The organism is Streptomyces sp. NPDC030245 (assembly GCF_055572995.1).
The window spans coordinates 230,890-257,734 of the sequence record NZ_JBVICF010000006.1; the positions used below are offsets into that span (position 1 = coordinate 230,890).

General features: G+C 69.9%; 20 protein-coding genes and 1 tRNA gene. 12 read left to right on the forward strand and 9 right to left on the reverse strand.

Going from position 1 to position 26,845, the window contains the following annotated elements:
• The first annotated feature begins 65 nt into the window (after window positions 1-65).
• On the forward strand, window positions 66-1,028 hold the full coding sequence (locus ACZ4Z4_RS18560) for a right-handed parallel beta-helix repeat-containing protein (protein ID WP_468328100.1): 963 nt from the start codon (window positions 66-68) through the stop codon (window positions 1,026-1,028).
• Window positions 1,029-1,255: 227 nt separating this feature from the next.
• Here the strand turns inward: ACZ4Z4_RS18560 and rpsA are convergent, their stop codons facing one another.
• Window positions 1,256-2,767: a 30S ribosomal protein S1 gene (gene rpsA / locus ACZ4Z4_RS18565; RefSeq protein WP_468328102.1), complete on the reverse strand. Its 1,512-nt coding sequence runs from the start codon at window positions 2,765-2,767 to the stop codon at window positions 1,256-1,258.
• Between the two features lie 363 nt (window positions 2,768-3,130).
• Here rpsA and ACZ4Z4_RS18570 point away from each other — a divergent pair, with 363 nt between their 5' ends.
• Together ACZ4Z4_RS18570 and hrpB are read left to right on the forward strand one after the other, a co-directional pair.
• Window positions 3,131-3,952 (forward strand): class I SAM-dependent methyltransferase, encoded by an 822-nt coding sequence (locus tag ACZ4Z4_RS18570; RefSeq protein ID WP_468328104.1) that lies wholly within the window; start codon window positions 3,131-3,133, stop codon window positions 3,950-3,952.
• Window positions 3,953-3,956: 4 nt separating this feature from the next.
• Complete coding sequence (hrpB, locus tag ACZ4Z4_RS18575) at window positions 3,957-6,497, forward strand: ATP-dependent helicase HrpB (protein ID WP_468328106.1); 2,541 nt, start codon at window positions 3,957-3,959, stop codon at window positions 6,495-6,497.
• 13 nt (window positions 6,498-6,510) lie between these two features.
• Here hrpB and pgfA read toward each other — a convergent pair whose 3' ends face one another.
• From pgfA to polA, 5 genes are all read right to left on the reverse strand, one after another.
• Window positions 6,511-7,509: a cell envelope lipid trafficking protein PgfA gene (gene pgfA / locus ACZ4Z4_RS18580; protein WP_468328108.1), complete on the reverse strand. Its 999-nt coding sequence runs from the start codon at window positions 7,507-7,509 to the stop codon at window positions 6,511-6,513.
• A gap of 95 nt (window positions 7,510-7,604) precedes the next feature.
• Window positions 7,605-7,739, reverse strand: a complete 135-nt coding sequence (locus ACZ4Z4_RS18585) for an SPW_0924 family protein (protein ID WP_468328110.1) — start codon at window positions 7,737-7,739, stop codon at window positions 7,605-7,607.
• Between the two features lie 159 nt (window positions 7,740-7,898).
• Complete coding sequence (locus ACZ4Z4_RS18590; RefSeq protein ID WP_468328112.1) at window positions 7,899-9,641, reverse strand: lytic transglycosylase domain-containing protein; 1,743 nt, start codon at window positions 9,639-9,641, stop codon at window positions 7,899-7,901.
• 200 nt (window positions 9,642-9,841) lie between these two features.
• A complete protein-coding gene (locus ACZ4Z4_RS18595) occupies window positions 9,842-10,795 on the reverse strand; it encodes a serine hydrolase (protein WP_468328114.1) in 954 nt (317 codons plus the stop codon).
• Between the two features lie 821 nt (window positions 10,796-11,616).
• Window positions 11,617-14,370 (reverse strand): DNA polymerase I, encoded by a 2,754-nt coding sequence (gene polA / locus ACZ4Z4_RS18600; RefSeq protein WP_468328116.1) that lies wholly within the window; start codon window positions 14,368-14,370, stop codon window positions 11,617-11,619.
• A gap of 124 nt (window positions 14,371-14,494) precedes the next feature.
• Between polA and ACZ4Z4_RS18605 the strand changes: the two genes are divergently transcribed.
• The 3 genes from ACZ4Z4_RS18605 to ACZ4Z4_RS18615 all read left to right on the forward strand — a co-directional run bounded on the left by ACZ4Z4_RS18605 (window position 14,495) and on the right by ACZ4Z4_RS18615 (window position 17,805).
• Window positions 14,495-16,774, forward strand: coding sequence for an FdhF/YdeP family oxidoreductase (locus ACZ4Z4_RS18605; RefSeq protein WP_468328118.1), 2,280 nt, complete (start codon window positions 14,495-14,497; stop codon window positions 16,772-16,774).
• Between the two features lie 56 nt (window positions 16,775-16,830).
• Window positions 16,831-17,322 (forward strand): PaaI family thioesterase, encoded by a 492-nt coding sequence (locus ACZ4Z4_RS18610; RefSeq protein WP_468328120.1) that lies wholly within the window; start codon window positions 16,831-16,833, stop codon window positions 17,320-17,322.
• Between the two features lie 84 nt (window positions 17,323-17,406).
• Window positions 17,407-17,805 (forward strand): hypothetical protein, encoded by a 399-nt coding sequence (locus tag ACZ4Z4_RS18615; protein ID WP_468328122.1) that lies wholly within the window; start codon window positions 17,407-17,409, stop codon window positions 17,803-17,805.
• A 154-nt stretch (window positions 17,806-17,959) separates the two neighbouring features.
• On the opposite strand, the gene ACZ4Z4_RS18620 is transcribed toward ACZ4Z4_RS18615, so the two are convergent.
• On the reverse strand, window positions 17,960-18,163 hold the full coding sequence (locus ACZ4Z4_RS18620) for a hypothetical protein (RefSeq protein WP_468328124.1): 204 nt from the start codon (window positions 18,161-18,163) through the stop codon (window positions 17,960-17,962).
• 523 nt (window positions 18,164-18,686) lie between these two features.
• Between ACZ4Z4_RS18620 and ACZ4Z4_RS18625 the strand changes: the two genes are divergently transcribed.
• From ACZ4Z4_RS18625 to ACZ4Z4_RS18645, 5 genes are all read left to right on the forward strand, one after another.
• A complete protein-coding gene (locus ACZ4Z4_RS18625) occupies window positions 18,687-19,937 on the forward strand; it encodes a branched-chain amino acid ABC transporter substrate-binding protein (protein WP_468328126.1) in 1,251 nt (416 codons plus the stop codon).
• 103 nt (window positions 19,938-20,040) lie between these two features.
• Window positions 20,041-20,970: a branched-chain amino acid ABC transporter permease gene (locus ACZ4Z4_RS18630; protein WP_468328128.1), complete on the forward strand. Its 930-nt coding sequence runs from the start codon at window positions 20,041-20,043 to the stop codon at window positions 20,968-20,970.
• A gap of 5 nt (window positions 20,971-20,975) precedes the next feature.
• Complete coding sequence (locus ACZ4Z4_RS18635) at window positions 20,976-22,820, forward strand: branched-chain amino acid ABC transporter permease (protein ID WP_468328130.1); 1,845 nt, start codon at window positions 20,976-20,978, stop codon at window positions 22,818-22,820.
• Window positions 22,821-22,823: 3 nt separating this feature from the next.
• The gene (locus ACZ4Z4_RS18640) at window positions 22,824-23,648 is read left to right on the forward strand and encodes an ABC transporter ATP-binding protein (RefSeq protein WP_468328132.1); all 825 of its coding nucleotides are present in this window, start codon (window positions 22,824-22,826) and stop codon (window positions 23,646-23,648) included.
• Window positions 23,645-24,361: an ABC transporter ATP-binding protein gene (locus ACZ4Z4_RS18645; RefSeq protein WP_468328134.1), complete on the forward strand. Its 717-nt coding sequence runs from the start codon at window positions 23,645-23,647 to the stop codon at window positions 24,359-24,361. Before ACZ4Z4_RS18640 ends, ACZ4Z4_RS18645 begins: the two co-directional genes overlap by 4 nt.
• A 91-nt stretch (window positions 24,362-24,452) precedes the next feature.
• Here the strand turns inward: ACZ4Z4_RS18645 and ACZ4Z4_RS18650 are convergent, their stop codons facing one another.
• Window positions 24,453-25,112, reverse strand: a complete 660-nt coding sequence (locus ACZ4Z4_RS18650) for an ANTAR domain-containing response regulator (RefSeq protein WP_365356649.1) — start codon at window positions 25,110-25,112, stop codon at window positions 24,453-24,455.
• Window positions 25,113-25,215: 103 nt separating this feature from the next.
• Here ACZ4Z4_RS18650 and ACZ4Z4_RS18655 point away from each other — a divergent pair.
• Window positions 25,216-25,288, forward strand: a tRNA-Leu gene (locus ACZ4Z4_RS18655).
• Window positions 25,289-25,391: 103 nt separating this feature from the next.
• Here the strand turns inward: ACZ4Z4_RS18655 and pyk are convergent.
• A complete protein-coding gene (pyk, locus tag ACZ4Z4_RS18660; protein WP_468328136.1) occupies window positions 25,392-26,828 on the reverse strand; it encodes a pyruvate kinase in 1,437 nt (478 codons plus the stop codon).
• Window positions 26,829-26,845 lie beyond the last annotated feature (17 nt).

A 26,845-nucleotide genomic window follows, 5' to 3' on the forward strand; every position in this document is an offset into this window, starting at 1 on the left:
GTACAGGAACCAAACGGGAACCGAACCAGACACCGAACCAGGAACCGACGGGAAGGTCACCCCCCATGCGCACCCGACGAACCCTGCTGGCCACCCTGCTCACGGCGGCGACCGCCGCCACGACCCTGGCCGCCACCGCCTCCGCCGCGACGCCCGCGCGGACCATCGAGGTCTCCACGGCCGCCCAGCTCAAGGCGGCGCTCACCGACGCCTCCCCCGGCGACACGATCCACCTCGCCGACGGCACGTACTCCGGGAACTTCAAGACCACCGTGGCCGCGAGCGCCGGCTCCCGCATCACGCTGACCGGCTCACCGAAGGCGGTGCTCAAGGCGGGCGGCGGCTACGGCCTGCATCTGAACGGCGCCGCGTACTGGACGGTGCAGGGCATCACCGTCACCGGCGGCCAGAAGGGCATCATGATCGACTCCGCGCGGGGCGTCGTCGTGGACACCGTCACGGTCCACGGCCTCGACATGGAGGGCGTCCACTTCCGGAAGTCGAGCCGGGACGGCGTGATCAGGAACTCGCGCATCCACGACACCGGGAACGACGGCCGCGGCATGGGAGAGGGCATCTACGTCGGCACCGCGAACACGCTCTCCGACAAGAGCGACAACGTCCAGATCCTCGGCAACACCATCGGCCCGGACGTCGGCGGCGAGGCGATCGACCTCAAGGAGGGCACGACGGGCGGCAAGGTCGCGGGCAACACCTTCGACGGCCGGGGCCTCACCGGCAACCACTACGACGACTCGTGGGTCGACGTGAAGGGCAACAACTACGTCATCGAGAACAACACCGGCAAGAACACCCTCAACAACGGCTACGAGACCCACACCCAGCAGTCCGGCTGGGGCTGCGGCACGGTCTTCCGCGGCAACAAGTCGACCCTGACGGGCGCGACGGGCGACAAGCAGCTGGCCATCAACGTCACGAACCAGAGCAGCGGCTGCCGGACGACGGTCCACGCCAGCAATACGGTGACCGGGGGCCGGGGCCTGACGAACATCCCCGTCACGCCATAGACATGCCCGGGCCCCGTCAGGGGCGCGGGGAACGACGCGAGCAACCACGGAAGTGCCGCAGACGCGTCTGCCCGGTCACCGTCCCGTCGCGCCTGCGGCATGTCTTGGGCTGATCGCGCAGTTCCCCGCGCCCCTGACGGGGCGCCCGGACGCAGCACTGCGGGCCCGCACCCTCGAAAGGGTGCGGGCCCGCAACGTTCAGCTACCGCCTAGAGAGCGACGCGAGGTCAGCTCTGGCCGCCGGCAAGCTTCTCGCGAAGCGCGGCAAGCGCCTCGTCCGAAGCCAGCGCGCCGGAGTTGTCGTCCGACTCCGAGGAGTACGAACCGCCGCCGCCACCGCCGGACGCGGCCGGAGCGGCGCCGGCCGGAGCCGCCGCACCTTCGGCCTCGGCCTGGGCGTCGGCCTCGCGGGACTTGATGACCTGAGCCTGGTGCTGCTCGAAGCGCTGCTGCGCCTCGGCGTACTGGGTCTCCCAGGCCTCGCGCTGGGTCTCGTAGCCCTCGAGCCAGTCGTTGGTCTCGGGGTCGAAGCCCTCGGGGTAGATGTAGTTGCCCTGGTCGTCGTAGGACGCGGCCATGCCGTACAGGGTCGGGTCGAACTCGACGGCCGACGGGTCGGCGCCGAAGGACTCGTTGGCCTGCTTCAGCGACAGCGAGATCCGGCGACGCTCGAGGTCGATGTCGATGACCTTGACGAAGATCTCGTCGTTGACCTGGACGACCTGCTCCGGGATCTCCACGTGGCGCTCGGCCAGCTCGGAGATGTGGACCAGGCCCTCGATGCCCTCGTCGACGCGCACGAACGCACCGAACGGAACGAGCTTGGTGACCTTACCGGGAACGACCTGCCCGATCTGGTGCGTGCGGGCGAACTGCTGCCACGGGTCTTCCTGCGTCGCCTTGAGCGACAGGGAGACACGCTCGCGGTCCATGTCCACGTCGAGGACCTCGACGGTGACTTCCTGGCCGACCTCGACAACCTCGGAGGGGTGGTCGATGTGCTTCCAGGAGAGCTCGGAGACGTGGACGAGACCGTCGACGCCACCGAGGTCCACGAACGCACCGAAGTTGACGATCGAGGAGACGACGCCGGAGCGGACCTGGCCCTTCTGCAGGGTCGTGAGGAAGGTCTGGCGGACCTCGCTCTGGGTCTGCTCGAGCCAGGCACGGCGGGACAGGACCACGTTGTTGCGGTTCTTGTCCAGCTCGATGATCTTGGCCTCGAGCTCCTTGCCCACGTAGGGCTGGAGGTCGCGGACGCGGCGCATCTCGACGAGGGAGGCCGGCAGGAAGCCACGGAGGCCGATGTCGAGGATGAGACCACCCTTGACGACCTCGATGACGGTACCGGTGACGATGCCGTCCTCTTCCTTGATCTTCTCGATCGTGCCCCAGGCACGCTCGTACTGAGCGCGCTTCTTGGACAGGATCAGACGACCTTCCTTGTCCTCCTTCTGGAGAACCAGGGCCTCGATCTCGTCACCGACGGCGACGACCTCGTTCGGGTCGACGTCGTGCTTGATGGAGAGCTCGCGGCTCGGAATGACGCCTTCGGTCTTGTAACCGATGTCGAGCAGGACCTCGTCCCGGTCGACCTTCACGATGACGCCGTCGACGATGTCGCCGTCGTTGAAGTACTTGATCGTCTCGTCGATCGCGGCGAGGAAGGCTTCCTCGTTACCGATGTCGTTGACCGCTACCTGCGGCGTGGTGGCGGTGGTCTCGGTGCTGCTCGTCATGTGGGAAAGGGCTCCGGTACGGACATTGAAGTCGTAGGTACTGCAACGCCGGAGCCGATTTCGCTCTGCAGAAGCCGGACAGCCTAGGAAGCGCGACTTCCGCGAAACGGAAGGCGCCTCGACAACCGAGGGGACATACAACAGACACGAGCGCAGCCTGCTATGTCTGAGGAGCGCAGGCTCGCAGCGCAACTTGTAGCATACGGGGGCAGCCGGACAGGGTCAATGCGCGAAGGCGCACACCCGGGGCGGATCGCCGCATACCCGGCACAAAACCTGTCGCCTGAGGCCACACGGGCCGCACCGCGCCCCTGCGCGCCGAGGTTTCGACGGAATGCTCAGAGAACACGGAAGAGTACGACGATGGAGCCGATCATCCAAGAGTCCGAGCCGCCCGAGCCCGAGGCCACCAGGCGTCACGCGAACGTCACGGAGAGCAGCCGTGCCAACCGCGGCTGGTGGGACCGGAATGCCGACGAGTACCAGATCGAGCACGGCACGTTCCTCGGGGACGACCGCTTCGTGTGGGGCCCCGAAGGGCTCGACGAGGTGGAGGCGGAGCTGCTCGGTCCGCCGGAGGAGCTCAAGGACAAGGACATCCTGGAGATCGGCGCCGGCGCCGCGCAGTGCTCGCGCTGGCTGCTCGCGCAGGGCGCGCGCCCTGTCGCCCTCGACCTCTCGCACCGCCAGCTCCAGCACGCGCTGCGGATCGGCGGGAACGTCCCGCTGGTCCAGGCCGACGCCGGAGTGCTGCCCTTCAAGGACACCTCCTTCGACCTCGTCTGCTCCGCCTACGGCGTGATGCCGTTCGTCGCCGACCCCGTGCAGGTCCTCAAGGAGGTGCGCCGGGTGCTGCGGCCCGGCGGGCGGTTCGTCTTCTCCGCCACCCACCCCGTCCGCTGGGCGTTCCCGGACGAGCCGGGTCCGGAGGGCCTCTCCGTAGCGGCCTCCTATTTCGACCGCACTCCCTATGTGGAGCAGGACGAGGAGGGCAACGCCGTCTACGTGGAGCACCACAGGACGATCGGCGACCGGGTGCGGGACATCGTGGCCGGCGGGTTCCGGCTCGTCGACATCGTGGAGCCGGAGTGGCCCGCCTGGAACACGCAGGAGTGGGGCGGCTGGTCCCCGCTGCGCGGAAACCTGATCCCGGGGACGGCCATCTACGTATGCGTACGAGACTGAGCGTGTGATCCGTAACCACGCAGCCCTGGACCTTCCCGTACGTGACGCGCTGCCCGGTCTCTGTGCCGCTCTGGAGGGGCCGGGCAGCGCGGTGCTCTGCGCGCCGCCCGGCACGGGCAAGACGACGCTGGTGCCGCTGGCGCTCGCGGGCCTGGTCGACGTGGTGGGCGCCCATGACGGCGTACGCCGCGTCGTCGTCGCCGAGCCGCGCCGCATCGCCGCCCGGGCCGCCGCCCGGCGCATGGCGTGGCTGCTCGGCGAGAAGGTGGGCGACAGCGTCGGTTACACGGTGCGCGGTGAGCGCGCGGTGGGGCCCCGCACGCGCGTGGAGGTCGTGACGACGGGCGTGCTGCTCCAGCGGCTGCAACGGGACCAGGAGCTGGCCGGCGTGGATGTCGTCGTCCTCGACGAGTGCCACGAGCGGCATCTGGACGCGGACACGGTGGCGGCGTTCCTGGTGGACGTGCGGGCGGCGCTGCGGCCCGAGCTGCGCCTGGTCGCGGCGTCGGCGACGACCGACGCGGAGGGCTGGGCGCGGATCCTCGGAGGTGCGCCCGTGGTGGAGGCGCGGGGCGTCGCGCACCCCGTGGAGGTCGTGTGGGCGCCGCCCCCGCGCGCGGTGCGGCCGCCGCACGGGATGCGGGTCGATCCGGCGCTGCTGACCCATGTGGCGTCGGTGGTGCGCAGGGCGCTGGCGGAGCGGGAGGGGGATGTCCTCTGCTTCCTGCCCGGGGTCGGTGAGATCGCGCGGGTGGCGGGGCAGCTGGCGGGCCTCGGCGGTGTGGAGGTGTTGCAGGTGCACGGGCGGGCGCCCGCGGCGGTGCAGGACGCGGTGCTGGCCGGGTCGGACGGGCGGCGGGTGGTGCTCGCCACCTCCGTGGCGGAGTCCTCGCTGACGGTGCCGGGGGTGCGGGTCGTCGTGGACTCGGGGCTCGCGCGGGAGCCGCGGGTGGATCACGCGCGCGGGCTGAGCGCGCTGGCGACGGTGCGGGCCTCGCAGGCGGCCGGGCGGCAGCGGGCGGGCCGCGCCGGGCGGGAGGCTCCGGGGGCGGTGTACCGGTGCTGGGCGGAGGCCGAGGACGGGCGCCTGCCGCGCTTTCCGGCTCCCGAGATCAAAGTGGCCGACCTCGCGGCGTTCGCGCTACAGGCGGCGTGCTGGGGCGATCCTGACGCCTCCGGGCTCGCTCTCCTGGATCCCCCGCCGGGCGGCGCGATGGCGGCGGCGCGGGACGTCCTGGTGGCGGTGGGCGCGGTGGACGCGGCGACGGGCCGTGCGACGGAGCGGGGCACGCGGATGTCCCGGGTGGGCCTGCACCCGCGCCTCGCGCGGGCCCTGCTCGACGCGGCCCCGCGCGTCGGTGCCCGGCGGGCGGCGGAGGCGGTGGCGCTGCTGAGCGAGGAGCCGCCCCGTGAGTACGGCGACGACCTCGCGGGCGCCTGGCGTGCGGCGCGGCGCGGCCAGGACGCCTACGGGGCGCGGTGGCGGACCGAGGCCGGGCGTCTGGCCTCCGCGGCGCCCGGTGGGCCCGCCGGGGCCGGCGGCGGGAACGACGAGTACGTCGCCGGTCTGGTGGCCGCCCTCGCGTTTCCGGAGCGGGTGGCGCGGAGCGTGGGCGGCGGGACGTATCTCATGGCGGGCGGGACGCGGGCGGAGGCGCGGCAGGGGTCCGCGCTCTCCGGTGCGCGGTGGCTCGCCGTCGCCGTGGCCGACCGGCCGGTCGGCGCCGGGCACGCGCGCGTGCTGCTGGCCGGGCACATCGACGAGGACGTCGCCCGGAGCGCCGCCGCACCGCTGTACTCCGAGGGCGACGAGGTGGTCTGGGGCGACGGCGAGCTCGTGGCGCGGCACGTGGAGCGTCTCGGCGCCGTGGAGTTGACGGTGCGTCCCCTGAAGGAGCCCGATCCGCGTCTGGTGCGGGAGGCGCTGCTGACCGGGTTGCGGGAGGAGGGGACCGCGCTGTTGAAGTGGTCGCGGGGCGCGCGGGAGCTGCGGGAGCGGCTCGCGTTCCTGCACCGCCATCTCGGGGCGCCCTGGCCCGACGTAACGGAGGACGCCCTCCACGCGCGCGTGGACGAGTGGCTGGAGCCCGAGCTCTCCCGGGCGCGGCGCCGGGCCGACCTGGCGGGGATCGACGCCGGGCAGGCTCTGGGGCGGCTCCTGCCGTGGGCGACGGGTGAGGCCGGCCGGCTGGACGAGCTCGCCCCCGAGCGCCTGGAGGTGCCGAGCGGGTCCAGGATCCGGCTCGACTACTCCGATCCCGAACAGCCGGTGCTCGCCGTCAAGTTGCAGGAGATGTTCGGGCTGGCCGAGACGCCGAGGGTCGCGGACGGCCGCGTACCGGTGCTCGTGCACCTGCTGTCCCCCGCGGGCCGTCCGGCCGCCGTCACGGCCGACCTCGCCTCGTTCTGGCAGTCGGGCTACCGCGCGGTCCGCGCGGACCTGCGCGGCCGCTACCCGAAGCATCCGTGGCCGGAGGATCCGGCGACGGCCGAACCGACCCGGTACACCAAGGCCCGCCAGGCGGGCCGGAGCGCCCACTCGTAGGCGTTGACCGCTCCTAGGCGTTGACCGGCTCGGGTTCCGGGTCGTTCTCCGTCGTCGGCGTCGGGTCGCCGGGCCTGCGGCCGCGGGCCTCCAGCCAGAGGGAGAGGGCCAGCAGGAGGATGCCGAGGGTGAGGAAGCCCCAGGGGAGGTACGAGGTCAGCAGGAGGACGAGGACGCGCTGGGACTTGACCAGGTCGACGGTGTCCTTGATGTAGTCCTCGCGCATCTTCACGTGCCCGGAGAAGACGGTGACCTTGTCGCGGTCGCCCAGGAGCGTGCCGCCGCGCAGTTCGTTGTTCTGGATCTCCTCGCCGTAGACGGGGGCTCCGGTGGTCGGCTCGACCCAGAACTTGCGGACGGTGGTGTACCAGCGGGTGGTGCCGGTCCTGGCGAGGGACTCCGGAGTGATGCCTTTGACGGGCATCGTCTTGGGGAAGGGCACCTTGGTCCAGGGGATGGTCTGTTCGAAGTAGTAGACCTTCACGCCGCGGAAGTTCTGGGTGCCCTTGTAGTGGATGGGCCGGGTGACGCGGGCCTGCGCGTCGAAGTACTCGTAGTCCCGCTTCTCGGTCAGGAAGGGCCATTTGAACTCGATGCCCTCGCGTTTGACCGGGTCCCCGTCGACCGCCTCGCCCGTGGCGTGCACGGGTTCCTGGCTGTGCGCGTCGAAGATGTAGCGCTCGGGGATCTTGGAGACCATCCTGCCCTTGTCGTCCTGGACGTAGGAGAGGGCGTCCCAGACGACGACGTCGCGGTCGGCGCTCTTCTCGATCTTCTCGGAGGCCTCCACGTTGCCCTTGAGGGTCTGCACGATGGTGACCTTGTCGATCTTCTTGGCCTTCATGGAGCCGTAGTCGATGAGGGTCGGGTCGTGCGCCTCCAGGACCATGTCCTGGTACTGGCTCGGCGGGACCTTCGCGAGCCGCGGGAACGCGTACCAGCGCATGAGCGGGGACATGGCCGTGCAGAACACGGCGAAGGCGAGCAGGACGAGGCTGGCCTTGCGGCGCATCGCTGCGGCCCTCCCTACGTCTGTGGGTGCTTGGGGACCGTACGTCTGTGGGTGCTTGGGGACCGTACGTCTGTGGGTGCTCGGGGACCGTACGTCTATGGGTGTGCGGGGACGGTGGTGAGGAGCGGCTCGGGGGACGTCTCGCCGGACGGGGCGCCGACCGCCGTGACCGTCAGGACCAGGGCGAGCGCGACGGCGAGGCCGGTGGCGGCGGCGATGAGGGCGCGCATACGGGGCCTTTCGGTTCGGCTTGCGGCCGGAACTGATAGGGCGTCAGGGCGGGCACCGTAGCAACGGACGGGCAAGATGAGAACACGTTGCACAAACACCGACCGCCCCTCCGCCGTGGGTGGCGGAGGGGCGGTCGGGATGTCCGGTCCGAGCCGGCCCTAGGCGCTGGGAGGCGCGCTCGGAGTACTGCTCGGCGTGGTGCTCGGCGAGTCGGACGGCGTGGGGGTCGTGTCGGGCTCCGCCGCGTTCACCTTCAGCTCGACGGTGAGAATGCCGCCACCGGCCGTGGCGATGCGCAGCAGATACGTACCCGCCGCGTCGTCCGCGTAGATCCGCGGCAGCTTCAGCAGGCCGTTCGCGTCCGTCTTCAGGTCCTTGAGCATGCGGATCGGCTTGCCGTCCGCGCCCTTGAAGTAGGGGCCCTTGTCGTTGGCCGTCGCGTCCGACGCCGACGCGACCATCATGGCGGAGGCCGCGACGCCGCCGGCGGGCCTGCCCTTGTACGTCGCCTTGACCTCGACCCGGTCGGCGAACTCCTTGCCCGCCTCGCAGACCAGCGGCTGGTCGCTGGTCCTGGCGAGCGCGTCGGCCTGGCGCGCGGTGACCGACGCGGTGAAGTCGACGGCCGGCACCGAGCGGCCCACGACCGTGGCCCGCACGGTGAACTTGCCGGTGCTCTCGCCCGCTTCGAGCACCGGTGCGGTGGCCTTGCCGGTGGAGCCCGTGGTGACGGTGGCACTCCGCGCGCCGCCGTCGAAGCGGGCGTCCGTGGCGCCGACGATCGTGAACTTCACCTTGACCCCGGCCACGTTCGACCCCGTCTTGGAGAGCGCGCGCACCTCGACACGCTCGTCGAAGGCGTCACCCGCGGTCGCGGTGAGCGTGCCGGTCCCGGCGTTCGCCAGGTCCTTGACGCGGTCGGCGGGCAACGGGTCGGGGCGCTCGGAACCGCCGCCGTTCGGCGGGGTGGGCTTGTTGCTGCCGCCGTTGTTCCCGGGCTTGTCCTTGTCCTTGTCCGGCTTCGGCTTCTGCTTGGCCGGGGGCTTCATCGACGGGGTGCTCGGCGACGTCGGGCCGACGCCCGGGATGCGGCTGTCGCTGCGCTCGTCGGGCAGCACACCCTTGCCGTCGGGGACCTCGTGGGTGCCCTTGCGGTAGAACTCCAGCCACGACAGGACGGTGTTCAGGTACTCCGTGGAGCGGTTGTAGCTCAGGATCGCCTTGTGCAGGTCGTCCTCGACGGACAGGTCACGGCCGTTCGCACACAGGTAGTGGGCCGCGGCGAGCGCCGCGTCGTAGATGTTGTTGGGGTCCTTCTTGCCGTCGTTGTTGCCGTCCCGGCCCGAGGTGGCCCACGTCGACGGGATGAACTGCATCGGCCCGACCGCGCGGTCGTGCGTCAGGTCACCGTCGTAGGCGCCCTTGTCGGTGTCGGTGATCTTCGCGAAGCCGTTGCCGTTCAGGACCGGGCCGAGGATCGGCTTCAGCGTCGTGCCGCTCGCGTCGACGCGGCCGCCGCGGGCGTGGCCCGACTCGACCTTGCCGATCGCGGCGAGCAGCTGCCAGGGCAGGTTGCAGCCGGGCTTGTCGGTGTTGAGCGCGGTCTCGGCCTTCTTGTACGCGTCAAGGACCGTGGCCGGGACGCCCGCCTCGGCCTTCTTGTCACCGCCGTTCGGCGGGACGGGGCTCTCCAGGGGAGGCAGGTCCGTGTAGTACGGGGAGTCGCCGGTCGCGGAGTCACCGGACGGCGGTGGAGTGTCGGAAGCGCCCGCCGCCTGCCCGTCACGCGGTACGTCCGTCACGCCCGGGGCCTGCGACGCGGCGAGGGCCGCCACCGCCGCCGCGGCCACCGCGGCGGTCACCGTTCCTCTGCGCAGCCGCCTGCCCAATACCGGCGCCATGACCGAGCCACCCCTCCCCTTTTGACGACTGTTGCGCGCCGCCCCCGCCCTCGTGCACGCTTTCCTGCACGTGCACGCCTACTTTCGCACGCGCGTACACCCAGTGGGTCGGCTCAGGCGACACTACGACAACTTGGCGCGCCCAGGCACCCGTTCGTGCCCGGTTTTTACCAGTTGGCCAAGACGCCGCGACAGCTCTGTTACGCGGCGGGGTCCGGGTCCTCGCCCTCGGCGGGCACCGAACCGTCCGGAACCTCGCTGATCTCGCTCTCCGGGGTCAGCTCCTGGCCGATCGTCCGGCCCTTGTGGAGGCCGCGGTGCACGGCCTGCGCGATGCGCTCGATGGTCCGTACGCCGTACGCCATCGACGGGTTGTCGTGCGAGAGGACGACGATGCGGTAGGTGCGGCCGCCACCGGTGAACACGCCGACGCTGTGTACGCGCCAGCCGTGCGTGGCCCGCGGCAGCCAGCCGTTCTTGAGGTGGGCACGGACGCCGCGGGGCATCCCCGCGGGCACCCCCCAGCGCTGGTCGCGCCGCACCTCGGCCATCTGCCGCAGCCCGTACGCCCGCGCGCCCGGGCCGAGAATGCCCCGCACCCCCGTCAACACGTCGAGCAGCCGCGACTGGTCGGCGGCGGTGGTGCCGGTCAGCCCCCAACGGCCGTACGTGCCGAGGGTGGTGGCCGTGGTGCCGACGCGGTGCAGGAAACGGGAGAGGTAGCGGTATCCGAGGTCGTTCCACAGGCGCTGCGCCGCATGATTGTCGGAAATGGTGATCATGGGGCGGATCCGGCTGCGCTCCCAGCCGGTGAGACCGCGGCGCCACTCCTGCGCGCGGCGCAGCGCCGCCTCCATCACCAGGAGCTTGGCGACGCTCGCCGCGTCGTAGCGGCGGTGGCTCGCGAGTTCGCAGACGAGGCCGGTGCGGGAGTCGTGCACGGAGACGGAGACGGTGCCGGACCTGGACGACAAAGCCGCCCTGATGTCCTTGGACATCCGGGCGGCGAGAGTACGGTCACGGCCTCCTGCCGTGCAGAGGTCCGTACGCTGGAGGTTGCCGGCTGCGGCGGCGGTCGCCGGTATGGGAACCAGGAGTGCCGTGGTGAGCGCCGCGGCGAGGGCCGTCCGGCACTTACGCAGGTGAGAGACCATGCGCTCATCCTGACCCCAGGCTCGGGCGGGGGTCGCTTTGCCGGGGGCCACGCGAGTGAGGCCCCTCTGCGCGGGGCTTGAGCGGACTCCACGGCGTGGGGCTTGAGCGGACTCCGCGGCGCGGGGCTTGAGGGACTCCGCTGCGCGGGGCGTGGGCGGTTGTGTTGCGGCTGCGGGTGGGTGGTGGCCGCTCGCGCAGTTCCCCGCGCCCCTGAAGACGCCCCCGGCACCTCCCGGGACGGGGCATGGACGGGTCTCGTTGCGTGTGCGGGTGGGGGGTGGTTGCTCGCGCAGTTCCCCGCGCCCCTAAAAACACCCCCCGCACCACCCCAAGGCACACGAGAAACAGCCCCCGCACCACCCCAAGGCACACGAGAAACAGCCCCCGGCATCGCCCCAAGGAGCGCGAGAAACAGCCCCTGGCACGACCCTAAGGCACGCGAGAAACAGCCCCCTGGCACCGCACTAAGGGGCGCGAGGAACTGCGCGCCCAGCCACAACACACCCGCAGCCACGAACGGACAAGCCCAGGCACCCACCCCCAGGGGCGCGGGGAACTGCGCGATCAGCCACGAAACACCCGCAGCCACAAACGGCCAGCCCCCGGCACCCCTCCAGGGGCGCGGGGAACTGCGCGACCAGCCACCCCGCACCCGCAGGTGCAAGCCAGACAGACCCCCGCACCCCCAGGGGCGCGGGGAACTGCGCGATCAGCCACCCCGCGCACCCGCAGGTGCAAGCAGGCAGACCCCCCGCAGGCACGGGAGCGGCGCCCGGCGCTTGCCGGGGGCGGAGGGAAACCGCCCCGCCGCCCGCCAGGGCTAGTGCGCCGCCGACTCCCAGTCCCTCCCCACGCCCACCGACACATCCAGCGGCGCCCGCAGGGTCACCGCTCCCGCCATTTCCCTGCGGACCAGCTCCTCCACCCGGTCCCGCTCGCCCGGCGCGATCTCCAGGACGATTTCGTCGTGGACCTGAAGCAGCATGCGGGAGTCGAGCTTCGCCGCGGTGAGCGCCCCGTGCACGTTCAGCATGGCGATCTTGACGATGTCCGCCGCCGTGCCCTGGATCGGCGCGTTCAGGGCCATGCGCTCGGCCATCTCGCGCCGCTGGCGGTTGTCGCTGTTGAGGTCGGGGAGATAGCGGCGGCGGCCGAGCATCGTCTCCGTGTAGCCCGTGGCGCGGGCCTCGTCGACGGCGCGGCGGAGGTAGTCCCGCACCCCGCCGAACCGCTCGAAGTACGTGTCCATCAGCGCACGTGCCTCGCCCGCCTCGATGTTCAGCTGCTGGGAGAGGCCGAACGCGGACAGGCCGTACGCCAAGCCGTACGACATCGCCTTGATCTTGCGGCGCATCTCCGCGTCGACGGCGGAACCGTCGACGTTGAACACTTGGGAGGCGACCGTCGTGTGCAGGTCCTCGCCGGACGTGAACGCCTCCAGGAGGCCCTCGTCCTCGGAGAGGTGCGCCATCACGCGCAGCTCGATCTGGCTGTAGTCCGCGGTCATCAGCGACTCGAAGCCCTCGCCGACCACGAAGCCGCGGCGGATCGCCCGGCCCTCGTCCGTGCGGACCGGGATGTTCTGAAGGTTCGGGTCCGTGGAGGAGAGGCGGCCCGTCGCCGCCACCGTCTGGTTGAAGGTGGTGTGGATGCGGCCGTCCGCGGCGATCGCCTTGATCAGGCCCTCGACGGTGACGCGCAGCTTCGCCTGCTCGCGGTGGCGGAGCATGATGACCGGCAGCTCGTTCTCCGTCTGGGCGGCGAGCCAGGCCAACGCGTCCGCGTCCGTGGTGTACCCGGTCTTCGTCTTCTTCGTCTTGGGGAGGTTCAGCTCGCCGAAGAGGACTTCCTGGAGCTGCTTGGGCGAACCCAGGTTGAACTCGTGGCCCGCCGCCGCGTGCGCCTCCTTCACGGCCTGCTGCACCGCGCCCGCGAACTGCTGCTCCATCGACTCCAGGTGCGGGCGGTCCGCAGCGATGCCGTGCCGCTCCAGACGGGCCAGGAGCGCGGACGTCGGCAGCTCGATGTCGGTGAGCAGGTCGCTCGCGCCGACCTCCGTCAGCTTCTCGCCGAACGCCGTGCCGAGGTCGAGGATGGTGCGGGCCTGCGACATCAGGGAGTCGGCCTCGGCCCGGTCGTCCTCCTCCGTGCCGAAGGCGAGCTGCCCGTCGGCGGCGGAGGCGGGCGCCAGCTCACGGCCCAGGTACTCCAGGGACAGCGCGTCGAGGGCGAAGGAGCGCCGGCCAGGCTTCACGAGATACGCGGCGAGGGCCGTGTCCATCGTGACCCCGTCGACCGTCCAGCCGTGCTCGGGGAAGACCCGCATCACGCCCTTGGCGTTGTGCAGGACCTTCGGCTTGGTGGGGTCGGAGATCCACGCCGCGAAGGCGTTCTCGTCGGCCTCGTCCAGTGTCGCCGGGTCGAACCAGGCGGCCGCCCCGCCGGCGGCGGCCAGCGCCACCTCGGTGACCGTGCCGGTGCCGAGCTGCCAGGTGTCGACCGTGGCCACACCGAGAATGGCGTTGCCGTGCTCGGCCAGCCACGGGGCCAGCTCGCCCGCGCCGAGCACCGCACCGTCCAGCTCCACACCCGGCTCCGCGGGGGCCTGCTCGGCCTCCGCCGCGCCCGGGTCGACGGCGAGCAGCCGCTCCCGCAGCGACGGGTTGCGGATCTCCAGGGTGTCCAGGACCATCGCGAGCGCCGTACGGTCGTACGGGGCGCGCTCCAAGTCGGCGACCGTCTTGGGGAGTTCGACGTCGCGCACCATCTCCGTCAGGAGACGGTTGAGCTTGACCGACTCCAGGTGGTCGCGGAAGTTCTGCCCGGCCTTGCCCTTGACCTCCTCGGCACGCTCCACGAGGTCGGCGAACGAACCGAACTGGTTGATCCACTTCGCGGCCGTCTTCTCACCGACACCGGGGATGCCCGGCAGGTTGTCCGACGGGTCGCCGCGCAGCGCCGCGAAGTCCGGATACTGGCTGGGCGTCAGGCCGTACTTCTCGAAGACCTTCTCCGGGGTGAAGCGCGTCAGCTCCGAGACGCCCTTCGTCGGATACAGCACCGTCACGTGGTCGGTGATCAGCTGGAAGGAGTCACGGTCACCCGTGACGATCAGCACGTCGAAACCGGCCGCCTCCGCCTGCGTGGCCAGCGTGGCGATGATGTCGTCCGCCTCGAAGCCGTCCACCGCGAAACGCACCGCGTGCATCGCGTCGAGCATCTCGCCGATCAGCTCGACCTGACCCTTGAACTCGTCCGGGGTCTTGGAGCGATTCGCCTTGTACTCCGGGAACTCCTGGGAGCGCCACGTCTTGCGCGACACGTCGAACGCCACCGCGAAGTGTGTGGGCGCCTCGTCGCGCAGCGTGTTCGCCAGCATCGACGCGAAGCCGTAGATCGCGTTCGTCGGCTGGCCCGTCGCCGTCGTGAAATTCTCCGCGGGCAGCGCGAAGAACGCCCGGTACGCCAAGGAGTGCCCGTCCATGAGCATCAGGCGCGGGCGCTGCTCACCACCGGCCGGCGCACCCTTCGTCGCCGCGGTCTCGGACTTCTTCTTCGATGCTGTTTCTGCCACGTCCCCGATCCTGCCACGCCCCACTGACAGTCCGGTCCCACGCGGCCCCACCCCCCGGCGTTGTCACCGTCGCGTGGGAGGATCGGAGACGTAGCTCACGTACGTGCTCGAAGGGGAGCCGACCATGGCAAGCAAGCCGCCCAAGGGCGATCCGGTCCAGGACGCGCCGCAGGTCGCCGAGGTCCAGCACGCGGCCGCGGGGCTGCCCGCCATCGGTCACACCCTGCGCGCGGCACAGCAGCAGATGGGTGTGCGCCGCACCGCCCTCACCCTGCTCCGCGTCAATCAGAAGGACGGCTTCGACTGCCCCGGCTGCGCCTGGCCCGAGCCGGACCACCGCCACAAGGCGGAGTTCTGTGAGAACGGCGCGAAGGCCGTCGCCGAGGAAGCCACGCTGCGCCGCGTCACCCCCGACTTCTTCGCCGCGCACCCCGTGGCCGACCTCGCCACCCGCAGCGGTTACTGGCTGGGACAGCAGGGCCGCATCACCCACCCCATGTACCTCGCGGAGGACGCCGAGCGGTACGAGCCGGTCTCCTGGGAGCGGGCCTTCGACATCATCGCCGAGGAGATCGCGGCGCTCGACTCCCCCGACGAGTCCGTCTTCTACACCTCGGGCAGGACCAGCAACGAAGCGGCGTTCCTCTACCAGCTGTTCGCCCGCGAGCTCGGCACGAACAACCTCCCCGACTGTTCGAACATGTGCCACGAGTCGTCCGGCTCGGCGCTCACCGAGACGATCGGCGTCGGCAAGGGCAGCGTCCTCCTGGAGGACCTCTACAAGTCGGACCTGATCATCGTCGCCGGCCAGAACCCGGGCACGAACCACCCGCGCATGCTCTCCGCCCTGGAGAAGGCGAAGAACAACGGCGCGAGGATCATCACGGTCAACCCGCTGCCCGAGGCCGGCCTGGAGCGCTTCAAGAACCCCCAGACCCCGCAGGGCATGCTCAAGGGCACCGCCCTCACCGACCTCTTCCTTCAGATCCGCCTCGGCGGTGACCAGGCCCTCTTCCGCCTCCTCAACAAACTCATCCTGGAGACCGAGGGCGCCGTCGACGAGGAGTTCGTCCGCGAGCACACCCATGGGTACGAGGAATTCGTCCGAGCCGCGCGGGACGCCGACTGGGACGACACCCTGCGGGCCACCGGCCTGGAGCGCGACCGCATCGAGGAGGCGCTGCGCATGGTGCTCGCCTCGAAGCGCACCGTCGTGTGCTGGGCGATGGGCCTCACCCAGCACAAGCACGCCGTCCCCACCATCCGCGAAGTCGTCAACTTCCTCCTCCTCCGCGGCAACATCGGCCGCCCCGGCGCCGGCGTCTGCCCCGTCCGCGGCCACTCGAACGTGCAGGGCGACCGCACGATGGGCATCTTCGAGCGCCCCGCGCCCGCGTTCCTCGACGCCCTGGAGAAGGAGTTCGGCTTCGCTCCGCCCCGCCACCACGGCCTCGACGTCGTCCGCGCCATCAAGGCCCTGCGTGACGGCGAAGCGAAGGTGTTCTTCGCGATGGGCGGCAATTTCGTCGCCGCCTCCCCCGACACGGACGTCACCGAAGCCGCCATGCGCCGCGCCCGCCTCACCGTCCACGTCTCGACGAAGCTCAACCGCTCCCACGCCGTCACCGGCGCCCGCGCCCTGATCCTGCCCACCCTCGGCCGCACCGAGCGCGACCTCCAGGGCAGCGGCGAGCAGGTCGTCACCGTCGAGGACTCCATGGGCATGGTCCACGCCTCACGCGGCCGCCTGGAGCCCGCGAGCAAGCATCTGCTCTCCGAGCCCGCCATCGTCTGCCGCCTGGCCCGCCGCGTCCTCGGCAGCGCCTCGCGCACGCCCTGGGAGGAGTTCGAGAAGGACTACTCCACCGTCCGCGACCGCATCGCGCGCGTGGTCCCCGGCTTCGAGGACTTCAACACGAAGATCGCCCGACCCGGCGGCTTCACCCTGCCGCACGCCCCGCGCGACGAGCGCCGCTTCCCCACCGCCACCGGCAAGGCCAACTTCACCGCGGCCCCCGTCGAATACCCCGCCGTCCCGAAGGGACGGCTGCTGTTGCAGACCCTGCGCTCCCACGACCAGTACAACACCACGATCTACGGCCTCGACGACCGCTACCGCGGCATCAGGAACGGCCGCCGCGTGGTCCTCGTCCACCCGGACGACGCCGCGGAGCTCGGCCTCGCCGACGGGACGTACGCCGACCTCGTCAGCGAGTGGCAGGACGGCGTCGAGCGCCGCGCCCCCGGCTTCCGCGTCGTGCACTACCCGACGGCCCGCGGCTGCGCCGCCGCGTACTACCCGGAGACCAACGTCCTGGTGCCGCTCGACGCCACCGCGGACACCAGCAACACCCCTGCCAGCAAGTCCGTCGTCGTACGCCTGGAACAATCGTCGCTCGACTGAGCGTTTGCTCAGCAGCAGGTGACGCGTGTGACGACGAACGAACGGAGCCGGGCCCCATGGGTGAGCAGCACAGCGTGAAGTTCCCGCAGGAGGTCATCGACGAGTACGCCTCGCTCGGGGTCGACCTGCCCTCCCTGTTCTCGGCGGGACACCTCGACACCCGTATGGGCGTGCAGGTCCTGGAGGCCTCGGCGGAGCGCGTCGTCGGCACCATGCCGGTCGAGGGCAACACCCAGCCGTACGGCCTGCTGCACGGCGGCGCCTCCGCGGTCCTCGCGGAGACCCTCGGCTCGGTCGGCGCGATGCTGCACGGCGGCGCGCACAAGCTCGCCGTCGGCGTGGACCTGAACTGCACACACCACCGCGGCGCCCGCTCCGGCCTCGTCACCGGGGTGGCGACGCCCGTGCATCGGGGCCGCTCCACGGCGACGTACGAGATCGTGATCACCGACGAGCAGGGCAAGCGGGTGTGCAGCGCGCGCCTTACGTGCATGCTGCGGGACGCCGGCCCGGCGGCCGCGACCGGCGCCGCGGGCGCGACCGGCTGACCCGGGGGCCGGGCGAGGGCGGGCGCCCGCACCATCTCGGACCGCACCCTGTCGGAGCGTGCGGCTCCGGTCTAGCGTCGGTGCATGAGGCACCGGATATCGCTCTGTGCGCTCGCCCTCGCCACCGCCCTCACCGTCCCCGTCGCCACCGGATGCGGGAGCTCCGGTCCCGACGGCTCCGACGCGGCCCGCACCCCCAGCCCCTCCCCCGGCACCACCGCCCCCGCCGACCTGTGCACCACGATCATCACCAAGTGGGCCCGGCAGATCTACGACTCGGGTGACACGACCTACGGCGATTACCAGTCGATGGGCTTGTCGAACGGGCAGTACATGATCCTGCGCGACATCCTGGACGCCGCGCGCGCCGAGCGCAGGCGCGAATCGGCCGCCGCGGGACGGAGGTTGATCGCACGTCAGGCCCGCGAGCGGTGCGCGGAGCGGTACCGCGACGGCGGGCCGAGCGGCGGGCCGTGGACGTGAATGCCATCGGCCCCGTCGAGCCGGGCGAGGACACCTACGACCGCGCGTCCGCCCCGCCGCGCCCGTTCCGGCCGGACCCGCGCGGCCTCCGCCACCGCCGCACCGCGCTCACCGCCGCAGCGGCCGCGCTCACCGGCGCCGCCGGCCTGAGCCTCTACCTCACCCGGCCGGAACCACCACCCGCCCCGCCCCCGCCCTGGCCGTCGCAGAGCGTGTCGGTGGCGTACGCGGGCGAGATGTCGCGCCCCCGCGCCGGGGAGCGGAACTTCACGTTCGCCGTGACCTTCACCCAGGAGTCGGGGCCGCCGGTGACCGTCCGCCGGGTCGGCCAGCCGTCCGCAGCCCTTTCGGTCAGCACCTCCCCACCCACACCTTTCGCGGTCAAAACGGGATCACCCCGGAAGTTGATCATCAGGATGCACATTCGCGAATGTGGAGAAGTGCCACGGAATGCCGGACTCCCTTTCCTGGAAGTAACGCTGCGTAATACGCGCGCAAACGAGAAGCAGAGTTACATCCTGGGTCCGGAATACGCGAATGATCTTTCCGGCGCCCTCGCGGCCGCATGCCCACGAACACCACTGTCATGAGCGAAACAGCTTTACAGTCCTGCCGGTTGCGCTGGGGATTCTCAGCATGCGGATACGTCGAGATCCACCGAACAAGGCCATATTCAGCCCCAACCGCCCCCCGCGTTCCAGCCCGGAATACTCCGTGGCATAACAAGAGCGTCACAGCCTTGGTCCGACCACTCCACCAAGAACAAAGCCGCCCTTAGAGTCACGGCCAGTCACCGCGCCCACCGGATTCCTGTCAGTTCGGTTCCGCGCTCGACTCGGCATCCCAACAAGGGACAGCCGTGCCAGGGGAAAGGACTGATCGTGCGTCAACGTTCGCTCATAGCCATCACCGCAGCACTCACCGCGGGGGCTCTCACCCTCACCGCCTGTGGCTCGCGCGACGACAAGGACGACGGGGACGAGGGTGGCGGCGGCACCACCGTGGTCATCGGCGTCGACGCGCCACTCACCGGCGAGCTCTCCGCGCTGGGCCTCGGCATCCGCAACTCCGTCGACCTCGCCACCAAGCAGGCCAACGAGAAGAACTACGTCGACGGCATCAAGTTCAAGATCGAAGCCCTCGACGACCAGGGTCAGCCCTCGTCGGGCCAGACCAACGCCACCAAGCTCGTCGCCGACAAGGACGTCCTCGGTGCCGTCGGCCCCCTGAACTCCTCCGTCGCCGAATCGATGCAGAAGGTCTTCGACGACGCCAAACTCGTGCAGGTCTCCCCCGCCAACACCAACCCGGCCCTCACCCAGGGCGCGGACTGGAACGGCGGCAAGAAGGTGCGCCCGTACAAGTCCTACTTCCGCACGGCCACCACCGACGCGATCCAAGGGCCCTTCGCCGCCCAGTACCTGTACAACAAGGCCAAGAAGAAGAAGGTCTTCGTCGTCGACGACAAGAAGACCTACGGCGCCGGACTCGCCGCCACCTTCAAGGACGAGTTCACCAAACTCGGCGGCAAGGTCGTCGGCACCGAACACATCAATCCGGACACCAAAGACTTCGGCGCCGTCGCCACCAAGATCCGGAACTCCGACGCCGACCTCGTCTACTACGGCGGTGAATACCCGCAGGCCGGACCCCTCAGCAAGCAGATGAAACAGGCCGGATCCAAAGCCCCGCTCGTCGGCGGCGACGGCATCTACAGCGCCGACTTCATCAAACTCTCCGGCAAGCAGGGCGTCGGCGACTACGCCACCTCCGTCGGCCAGCCCGTCGAAGAACTCCCCTCGGCCAAGGAGTTCATCGCCAACTACAAGAAAGCCGGCTTCAAGGAAGCCTACGAGGCCTACGGCGGCTACTCCTACGACAGCGCCTGGGCCATCATCGAAGCCGTCAAGAAGGTCGTCGACGACAACGACGGCAAACTCCCCGACGACGCCCGCTCCAAGGTCATCGACGCCATGAAGAGCGTCTCCTTCGACGGCGTCACCGGCAAGGTCTCCTTCGACGAATACGGCGACGCCACCAACAAGCAGCTCACCGTCTACCAGGTCAAGTCCACCGACCCGAAGACCGGCTGGAAGCCCGTCGAATCCGGCACATACACCGGGAGCAACTGACCCCCCGGCCCGTAGCCCACACGACAACCCCGCGCGGGGCGCCGCAGGCAAGCGCCCCGCGCGGCGTCGCATCCGTCGCCACGAAAGACTCGGAGGACCTGCGGTGCACGAACTGCCGCAACAGCTGGTCAACGGCCTGCTACTGGGATCCATGTACGGCCTGATCGCCATCGGCTACACAATGGTCTACGGCATCGTCCAGCTCATCAACTTCGCCCACGGCGAGATCTTCATGACCGGCGGATTCGGCGCCCTCACCGTCTGGATCTGGCTCCCCGCCGACACCAGCATGTGGGCCGCCGTCCCCCTCATGCTCATAGGCGCCATCTTCGTCTCCACCACCATCGCCGTCGGCGCCGAACGCTTCGCCTACCGACCCCTGCGCGAAGCCCCCCGCCTCGCCCCCCTCATCACCGCCATCGGCCTCTCCCTCGCCCTCCAGCAGGCCGTCTGGGCCTGGTACCCCGAAGCCAAGTCGGCCCGCTCCTTCCCCGAACTGCCCGGCGGCTCCATCCACATCGGCTCCGTCACGATGCAGCCCGGCGACATCTTCCTGCTCATCGCCGCGCCCATCTGCATGGTCGCCCTCGGCTGGTTCGTCATGAAGACCCGCATCGGCCGCGGCATGCAGGCCACCGCGCAGGACCCCGACACCGCCAAGCTCATGGGGATCAACACCGACCGCGTCATCGTCGTCGCCTTCGCCATCGGCGCCGCCTTCGCCGGTATCGCCGCCGTCGCCCGCGGCCTCAAATACGGCCAGATCGACTTCCGCATGGGATTCATCCTCGGCCTCAAAGCCTTCACCGCGGCCGTCCTCGGCGGCATCGGCAACATCTACGGCGCCATGATCGGCGGCGTCGTCCTCGGACTCGCCGAATCCATGGCCACCGCCTACATCAACGACGTCCCCGGCATGGACAAGCTCGGCGGCCAGTCCTGGGCCGACGTCTGGGCGTTCGTACTCCTCATCGTCGTCCTCCTCGTCAGGCCCCAAGGCCTCCTCGGCGAGCGCGTCGCGGACAGGGCGTGACAACCATGACCACACAGACCACAGCAGCCGACAGCCCCCGCCCGCACAAGGACAAGCCGGCCACCGGGCTCATCCCCATCCCCGTCGGCCCCGCCCGCGCACTCGCCACCGGCGGTGGCGTCCTCACCATCGTCTCCGCCTTCCTCGCCTGGACCTGGACCGCCCGGTTCCCCGGCGACCTCACCGTCTACGGCTACCCCGGCGGCCTCCAATGGCTCGTCCTCATCGCCGGCGCCCTCACCACCCTCTACGGACTCGCCTCCTACGGCATGAAGGGCCTGCGCGCCCTCGCCCCCGCCGGAGCCGACGCCGCTCTCAAATACGCCGCACTCGCCGCCTTCGCCACCACCTGGTACACGATCTTCGCCATCGCCAAGACGCTCGGCGGACTCGCCAACCTCGAACCCGGCGGCTGGATCGCGGGCATCGCCACCCTCATCGCCCTCACCGGCGCCCTCGCCCTCCCCTTCCAGCGACCGCACACCTACCCGGTCGACGAAGAGGACAGCACCTGGGAGCAGTACAAACACCGCGCGCGCAACGCCCGCATCATCGTCAAGGGCGCCTTCGCCGCCGACACCCCGGCCCCGCCCCGCAAGCTCAACTCGTACCTCGAGATCCTGATCATCATCGCGGCGCTCGCCACCGGCCTGCTCGTCTTCACCTACGGCATCGGCACCGAGTACGACGAACTCTTCGTCGGGTTCCTCCTCACCGTCGGCTTCGGCTTCGCCGCACTCGCCAAGGCAGGGGTCGTCGCCCAGGTCTCCGTCTACACCGCGCGGCACCGCAACATCACCCTCATCGGCGCGTTCCTCGCCGCGGCCGCCTTCCCCTTCACCCAGAGCGACGACCAGTACGCCACCATCGGCGTCTACATCCTCATCTTCGCCACCGTCGCCCTCGGCCTGAACATCGTCGTCGGCCTCGCGGGCCTCCTCGACCTCGGATACGTCGCCTTCCTCGGCGTCGGCGCCTACGCGGCGTCCATGGTCTCCGGATCCCCCGCCTCACCCTTCGACGTCCACCTCCCCTTCTGGGCCGCCATCCTCGTCGGCGCCGGCGCGTCCCTCGTCTTCGGCGTCCTCATCGGCGCCCCCACCCTGCGCCTGCGCGGCGACTACCTCGCCATCGTCACCCTCGGCTTCGGCGAGATCTTCCGGATCGCGGCCAACAACTCCGACGGCTCCTCCGGGCCCGACATCACCAACGGCTCCAACGGCATCTCCTCCGTCCCGAACCTGAAGATCTTCGGCTTCGACTTCGGCCTGGAGCACAGCATCGCGGGCTTCACCATCGGCCGCTTCGCGAACTACTTCTTCCTGATGCTCCTGATCACCCTCGTCGTGGTCCTCGTCTTCCGCCGCAGCGGAGACTCCCGCATCGGCCGCGCCTGGGTCGCCATCCGCGAGGACGAGACCGCCGCGCTCGCCATGGGCATCAACGGCTTCCGCGTCAAACTCATCGCCTTCGCCCTCGGCGCCTCGCTCGCCGGACTCGCCGGCACCGTGCAGGCCCACGTGACCTACACCGTCACACCCGAGCAGTACCAGTTCGCCAACTCCGTACCGCCCAACTCCGCCTTCCTCCTGGCGGCCGTCGTCCTCGGCGGCATGGGCACCATCAGCGGACCCCTCGTCGGTGCCGCCCTCCTCTATCTCATCCCCAACAAGCTCCAGTTCCTCGGCGACTACCAGCTGTTCGCCTTCGGACTCGCCCTCGCGCTCCTCATGCGCTTCCGCCCCGAAGGACTCATCCCCAACCGCCGCCGCCAACTCGAATTCCACGAATCCGAGCTCCCGCCCGGCGAGACGCCGCCACCCGCAGTCCTCAGCAAGACGGGGGTCTGACCCATGACCACGGACACCACCAAGAAGGACCCCACACCGGCCGCCCCGACCGGCGAAACCGTCCTCGACGCCCGCGGCGTCACCATGCGCTTCGGCGGCCTCACCGCCGTACGCTCCGTCGACCTCACCGTCAACACCGGCGAGATCGTCGGCCTCATCGGACCCAACGGAGCCGGCAAGACCACCTTCTTCAACTGCCTCACCGGCCTCTACATCCCCACCGAGGGCGAAGTCCGCTACAAGGGCACCGTCCTGCCCGCCAAGTCCTTCAAGGTCACCGCCGCGGGCATCGCCCGCACCTTCCAGAACATCCGTCTCTTCGCCAATATGACGGTCCTGGAGAACGTGCTCGTCGGCCGCCACACCCGGACGAAGGAAGGCCTCTGGTCGGCGCTGCTGCGCGGCCCCGGATTCCACCGCGCCGAGGCGGCCTCCAAGGCCCGCGCCATGGAACTCCTCGAATTCGTCGGCCTCGCCGAAAAGGCCGAACACCTCTCGCGCAACCTCCCCTACGGAGAACAGCGCAAGCTGGAGATCGCTCGGGCCCTGGCCAGTGAACCCGGCCTGCTCCTCCTCGACGAGCCCACGGCGGGAATGAACCCGCAGGAAACCCGCGCCACCGAGGAACTCGTCTTCGCCATCCGCGACATGGGCATCGCCGTCCTCGTCATCGAGCACGACATGCGCTTCATCTTCAACCTCTGCGACCGCGTCGCCGTCCTCGTCCAGGGCGAAAAACTCGTCGAAGGATCCAGTGAGACGGTCCAACAGGACGACCGCGTCATCGCCGCCTACCTCGGCGAGCCCTTCGAGGAGAACAACAAATGACCGCACTCCTTGAGGTCGAGGACCTCCGCGTCGCCTACGGCAAGATCGAAGCCGTCAAAGGCATCAGCTTCAAGGTCGAGGCAGGCGAAGTCGTCACCCTCATCGGCACCAACGGCGCGGGCAAGACGACGACGCTCCGGACGCTTTCAGGCCTGCTGAAGCCGGTCGGCGGCTCCATCAAGTTCAACGGAAAGCCCCTGCGCAAATACCGCGCGGACCAGATCGTGGCCCAGGGCCTCGCCCACTCCCCCGAAGGCCGCCACATCTTCCCCCGCATGACCATCGAGAACAACCTCCGCCTCGGCGCCTACCTCCGCTCCGACAAAGCAGGCATCGAAAAGGACATCCAGCGCGCCTACGAACTCTTCCCCATCCTCGGAGAACGGAAGAAACAGGCGGCGGGCACCCTGTCGGGCGGCGAGCAGCAAATGCTGGCGATGGGCCGCGCCCTCATGTCCCAGCCCAAACTCCTCATGCTCGACGAACCCTCCATGGGCCTCTCGCCGATCATGATGCAGAAGATCATGGCCACCATCGCCGAGCTCAAGGCCAACGGCACGACGATCCTCCTCGTCGAACAGAACGCCCAGGCGGCCCTTTCGCTGGCCGACCACGGGCACGTCATGGAAGTCGGCAGGATCGTCCTCTCCGGCACGGGGGGCGACCTCCTGCACGACGAGTCGGTGCGGAAGGCGTACCTGGGCGAGGACTGAGCCCCGCTCGCTCCAGGGCATACGAGGAGGCCCGCACCCCCGGCCGGGGGTGCGGGCCTCCTCGCACGTACTCAAACTCAAGGGGCGAGACTCAGCCCTTCGACGCCTTCTTCTCCTCGGCGTCCTCGATGACCGCCTCCGCGACCTGCTGCATCGACAGACGACGGTCCATCGACGTCTTCTGGATCCACCGGAACGCGGCCGGCTCCGTCAGGCCGTACTCCGTCTGGAGGATCGACTTCGCCCGGTCCACCAGCTTCCGCGTCTCCAGGCGCTGCGAGAGGTCCGCGACCTCCTTCTCCAGCGCCTTCAGCTCCGTGAACCGCGAGACGGCCATCTCGATCGCCGGGACGACGTCACTCTTGCTGAACGGCTTCACGAGGTACGCCATCGCGCCGGCGTCGCGGGCCCGCTCGACGAGGTCGCGCTGCGAGAACGCGGTGAGCATCAGTACGGGGGCGATGGACTCCTCGGCGATCTTCTCCGCCGCGGAGATGCCGTCCAGGACGGGCATCTTCACGTCCAGGATCACGAGGTCCGGCCGGTGCTCACGGGCCAGCTCGACGGCCTTCTCACCGTCACCGGCCTCGCCGACGACGCTGTAGCCCTCTTCCTCCAGCATCTCTTTGAGGTCGAGCCGGATCAGGGCCTCGTCCTCGGCGATGACGACACGGGTCGTCACCGGAGGCACGTGCGACTGGTCGTCGTCGTCCGACGCGTCGGTGGGCTGGGGCGACTCGGGGGCGGTCACGGGGGCTCCTCGTTGCGGGGCAGGCTACTGCTTGCCTTGAGCCTACCTAGCTCCTGTATGTTTGAGGCACAGCGGGTCTCCGCTGACCTTCGTTCCGAAGGATGCCCCGGTAGCCCAGCGGTAGAGGCAGTGGTCTCAAACACCATCCAGCGTGGGTTCGAATCCCACCCGGGGCACTTTACCTTCGATCCCAAGGTTTGAGCTCAAAAGCGGATGTTCACGTTCTCGTGAACATCCGCTTTTTGCTGCGCCCTGCGACCCCCTCGACCCTGCGGCTCGCTACTCCGGGCTGTCGTCCTCGCCGATGTGGTGGACGCGGACCAGGTTCGTCGAGCCGGAGACGCCGGGTGGGGAGCCGGCCGTGATCACGACGATGTCGCCCTTCTCGCAGCGGCCGATCTTGAGGAGCAACTCGTCGACCTGGTCGACCATCGCGTCGGTGGAGTCGACGTGCGGGCCGAGGAAGGTCTCGACGCCCCAGGTGAGGTTGAGCTGGGAGCGGGTGGCCCTGTCGGGGGTGAAGGCGAGGAGCGGGATGGGTGAGCGGTAGCGGGAGAGGCGGCGGACGGTGTCGCCGGACTGGGTGAAGGCGACGAGGAATTTGGCGCCGAGGAAGTCGCCCATTTCGGCGGCGGCGCGGGCGACGGCGCCGCCCTGGGTGCGGGGTTTGCTGCGCTCCGTGAGTGGGGGGAGGCCCTTCGCGAGGATGTCCTCCTCCGCTGCTTCGACGATGCGGCCCATCGTCTTGACCGTTTCGATGGGGTATTTGCCGACGCTCGTCTCGCCGGAGAGCATCACGGCGTCGGTGCCGTCGATGACGGCGTTCGCCACGTCGCTCGCCTCGGCCCTGGTGGGGCGGGAGTTGTCGATCATCGAGTCGAGCATCTGTGTGGCGACGATGACCGGCTTGGCGTTGCGCTTGGCGAGTTTGATGGCGCGCTTCTGGACGATCGGCACTTGTTCGAGAGGCATTTCGACGCCGAGGTCGCCGCGGGCGACCATGATGCCGTCGAAGGCGGCGACGATGTCTTCGATGTTCTCGACGGCCTGCGGCTTCTCGACCTTGGCGATGACGGGGAGGCGGCGGTTCTCCTCGTCCATGATGCGGTGGACGTCTTCGATGTCGCGTCCGCTGCGTACGAAGGAGAGGGCGATGACGTCGGCTCCTGAACGCAGGGCCCAGCGGAGGTCTTCCTCGTCCTTGTCGGAGAGCGCGGGGACGGAGACGGCGACGCCGGGGAGGTTGAGGCCCTTGTGGTCGGAGACCATGCCGCCCTCGACGACGGTGGTGGTGACGCGGGGCCCGTCGACCGCTGTGACTTCGAGTGTCACTTTGCCGTCGTCGACGAGGATGCGCTCGCCGGTGGTGACGTCGGCCGCGAGGCCGTCGTAGGTGGTGCCGCAGACGTGCCGGTCGCCTTCGACGCCGTCTTCGACGGTGATGGTGAACTCGTCGCCGCGTTCGAGTAGTACGGGTCCTTCGCGGAAGCGGCCGAGGCGGATCTTCGGGCCTTGAAGGTCGGCGAGGACGCCGACGCTGCGGCCGGTCTCCTCGGAGGCCTTTCGCACGCGCTGGTAGCGCTCCTCGTGTTCGGCGTGGGTGCCGTGGCTGAGGTTGAAGCGGGCGATGTCCATTCCGGCTTCGACCAGTGCCTTGATCTGGTCGTACGAGTCGGTGGCGGGTCCCAGGGTGCAGACGATTTTTGCTCGGCGCATGGTTCGAGCCTAGGGCT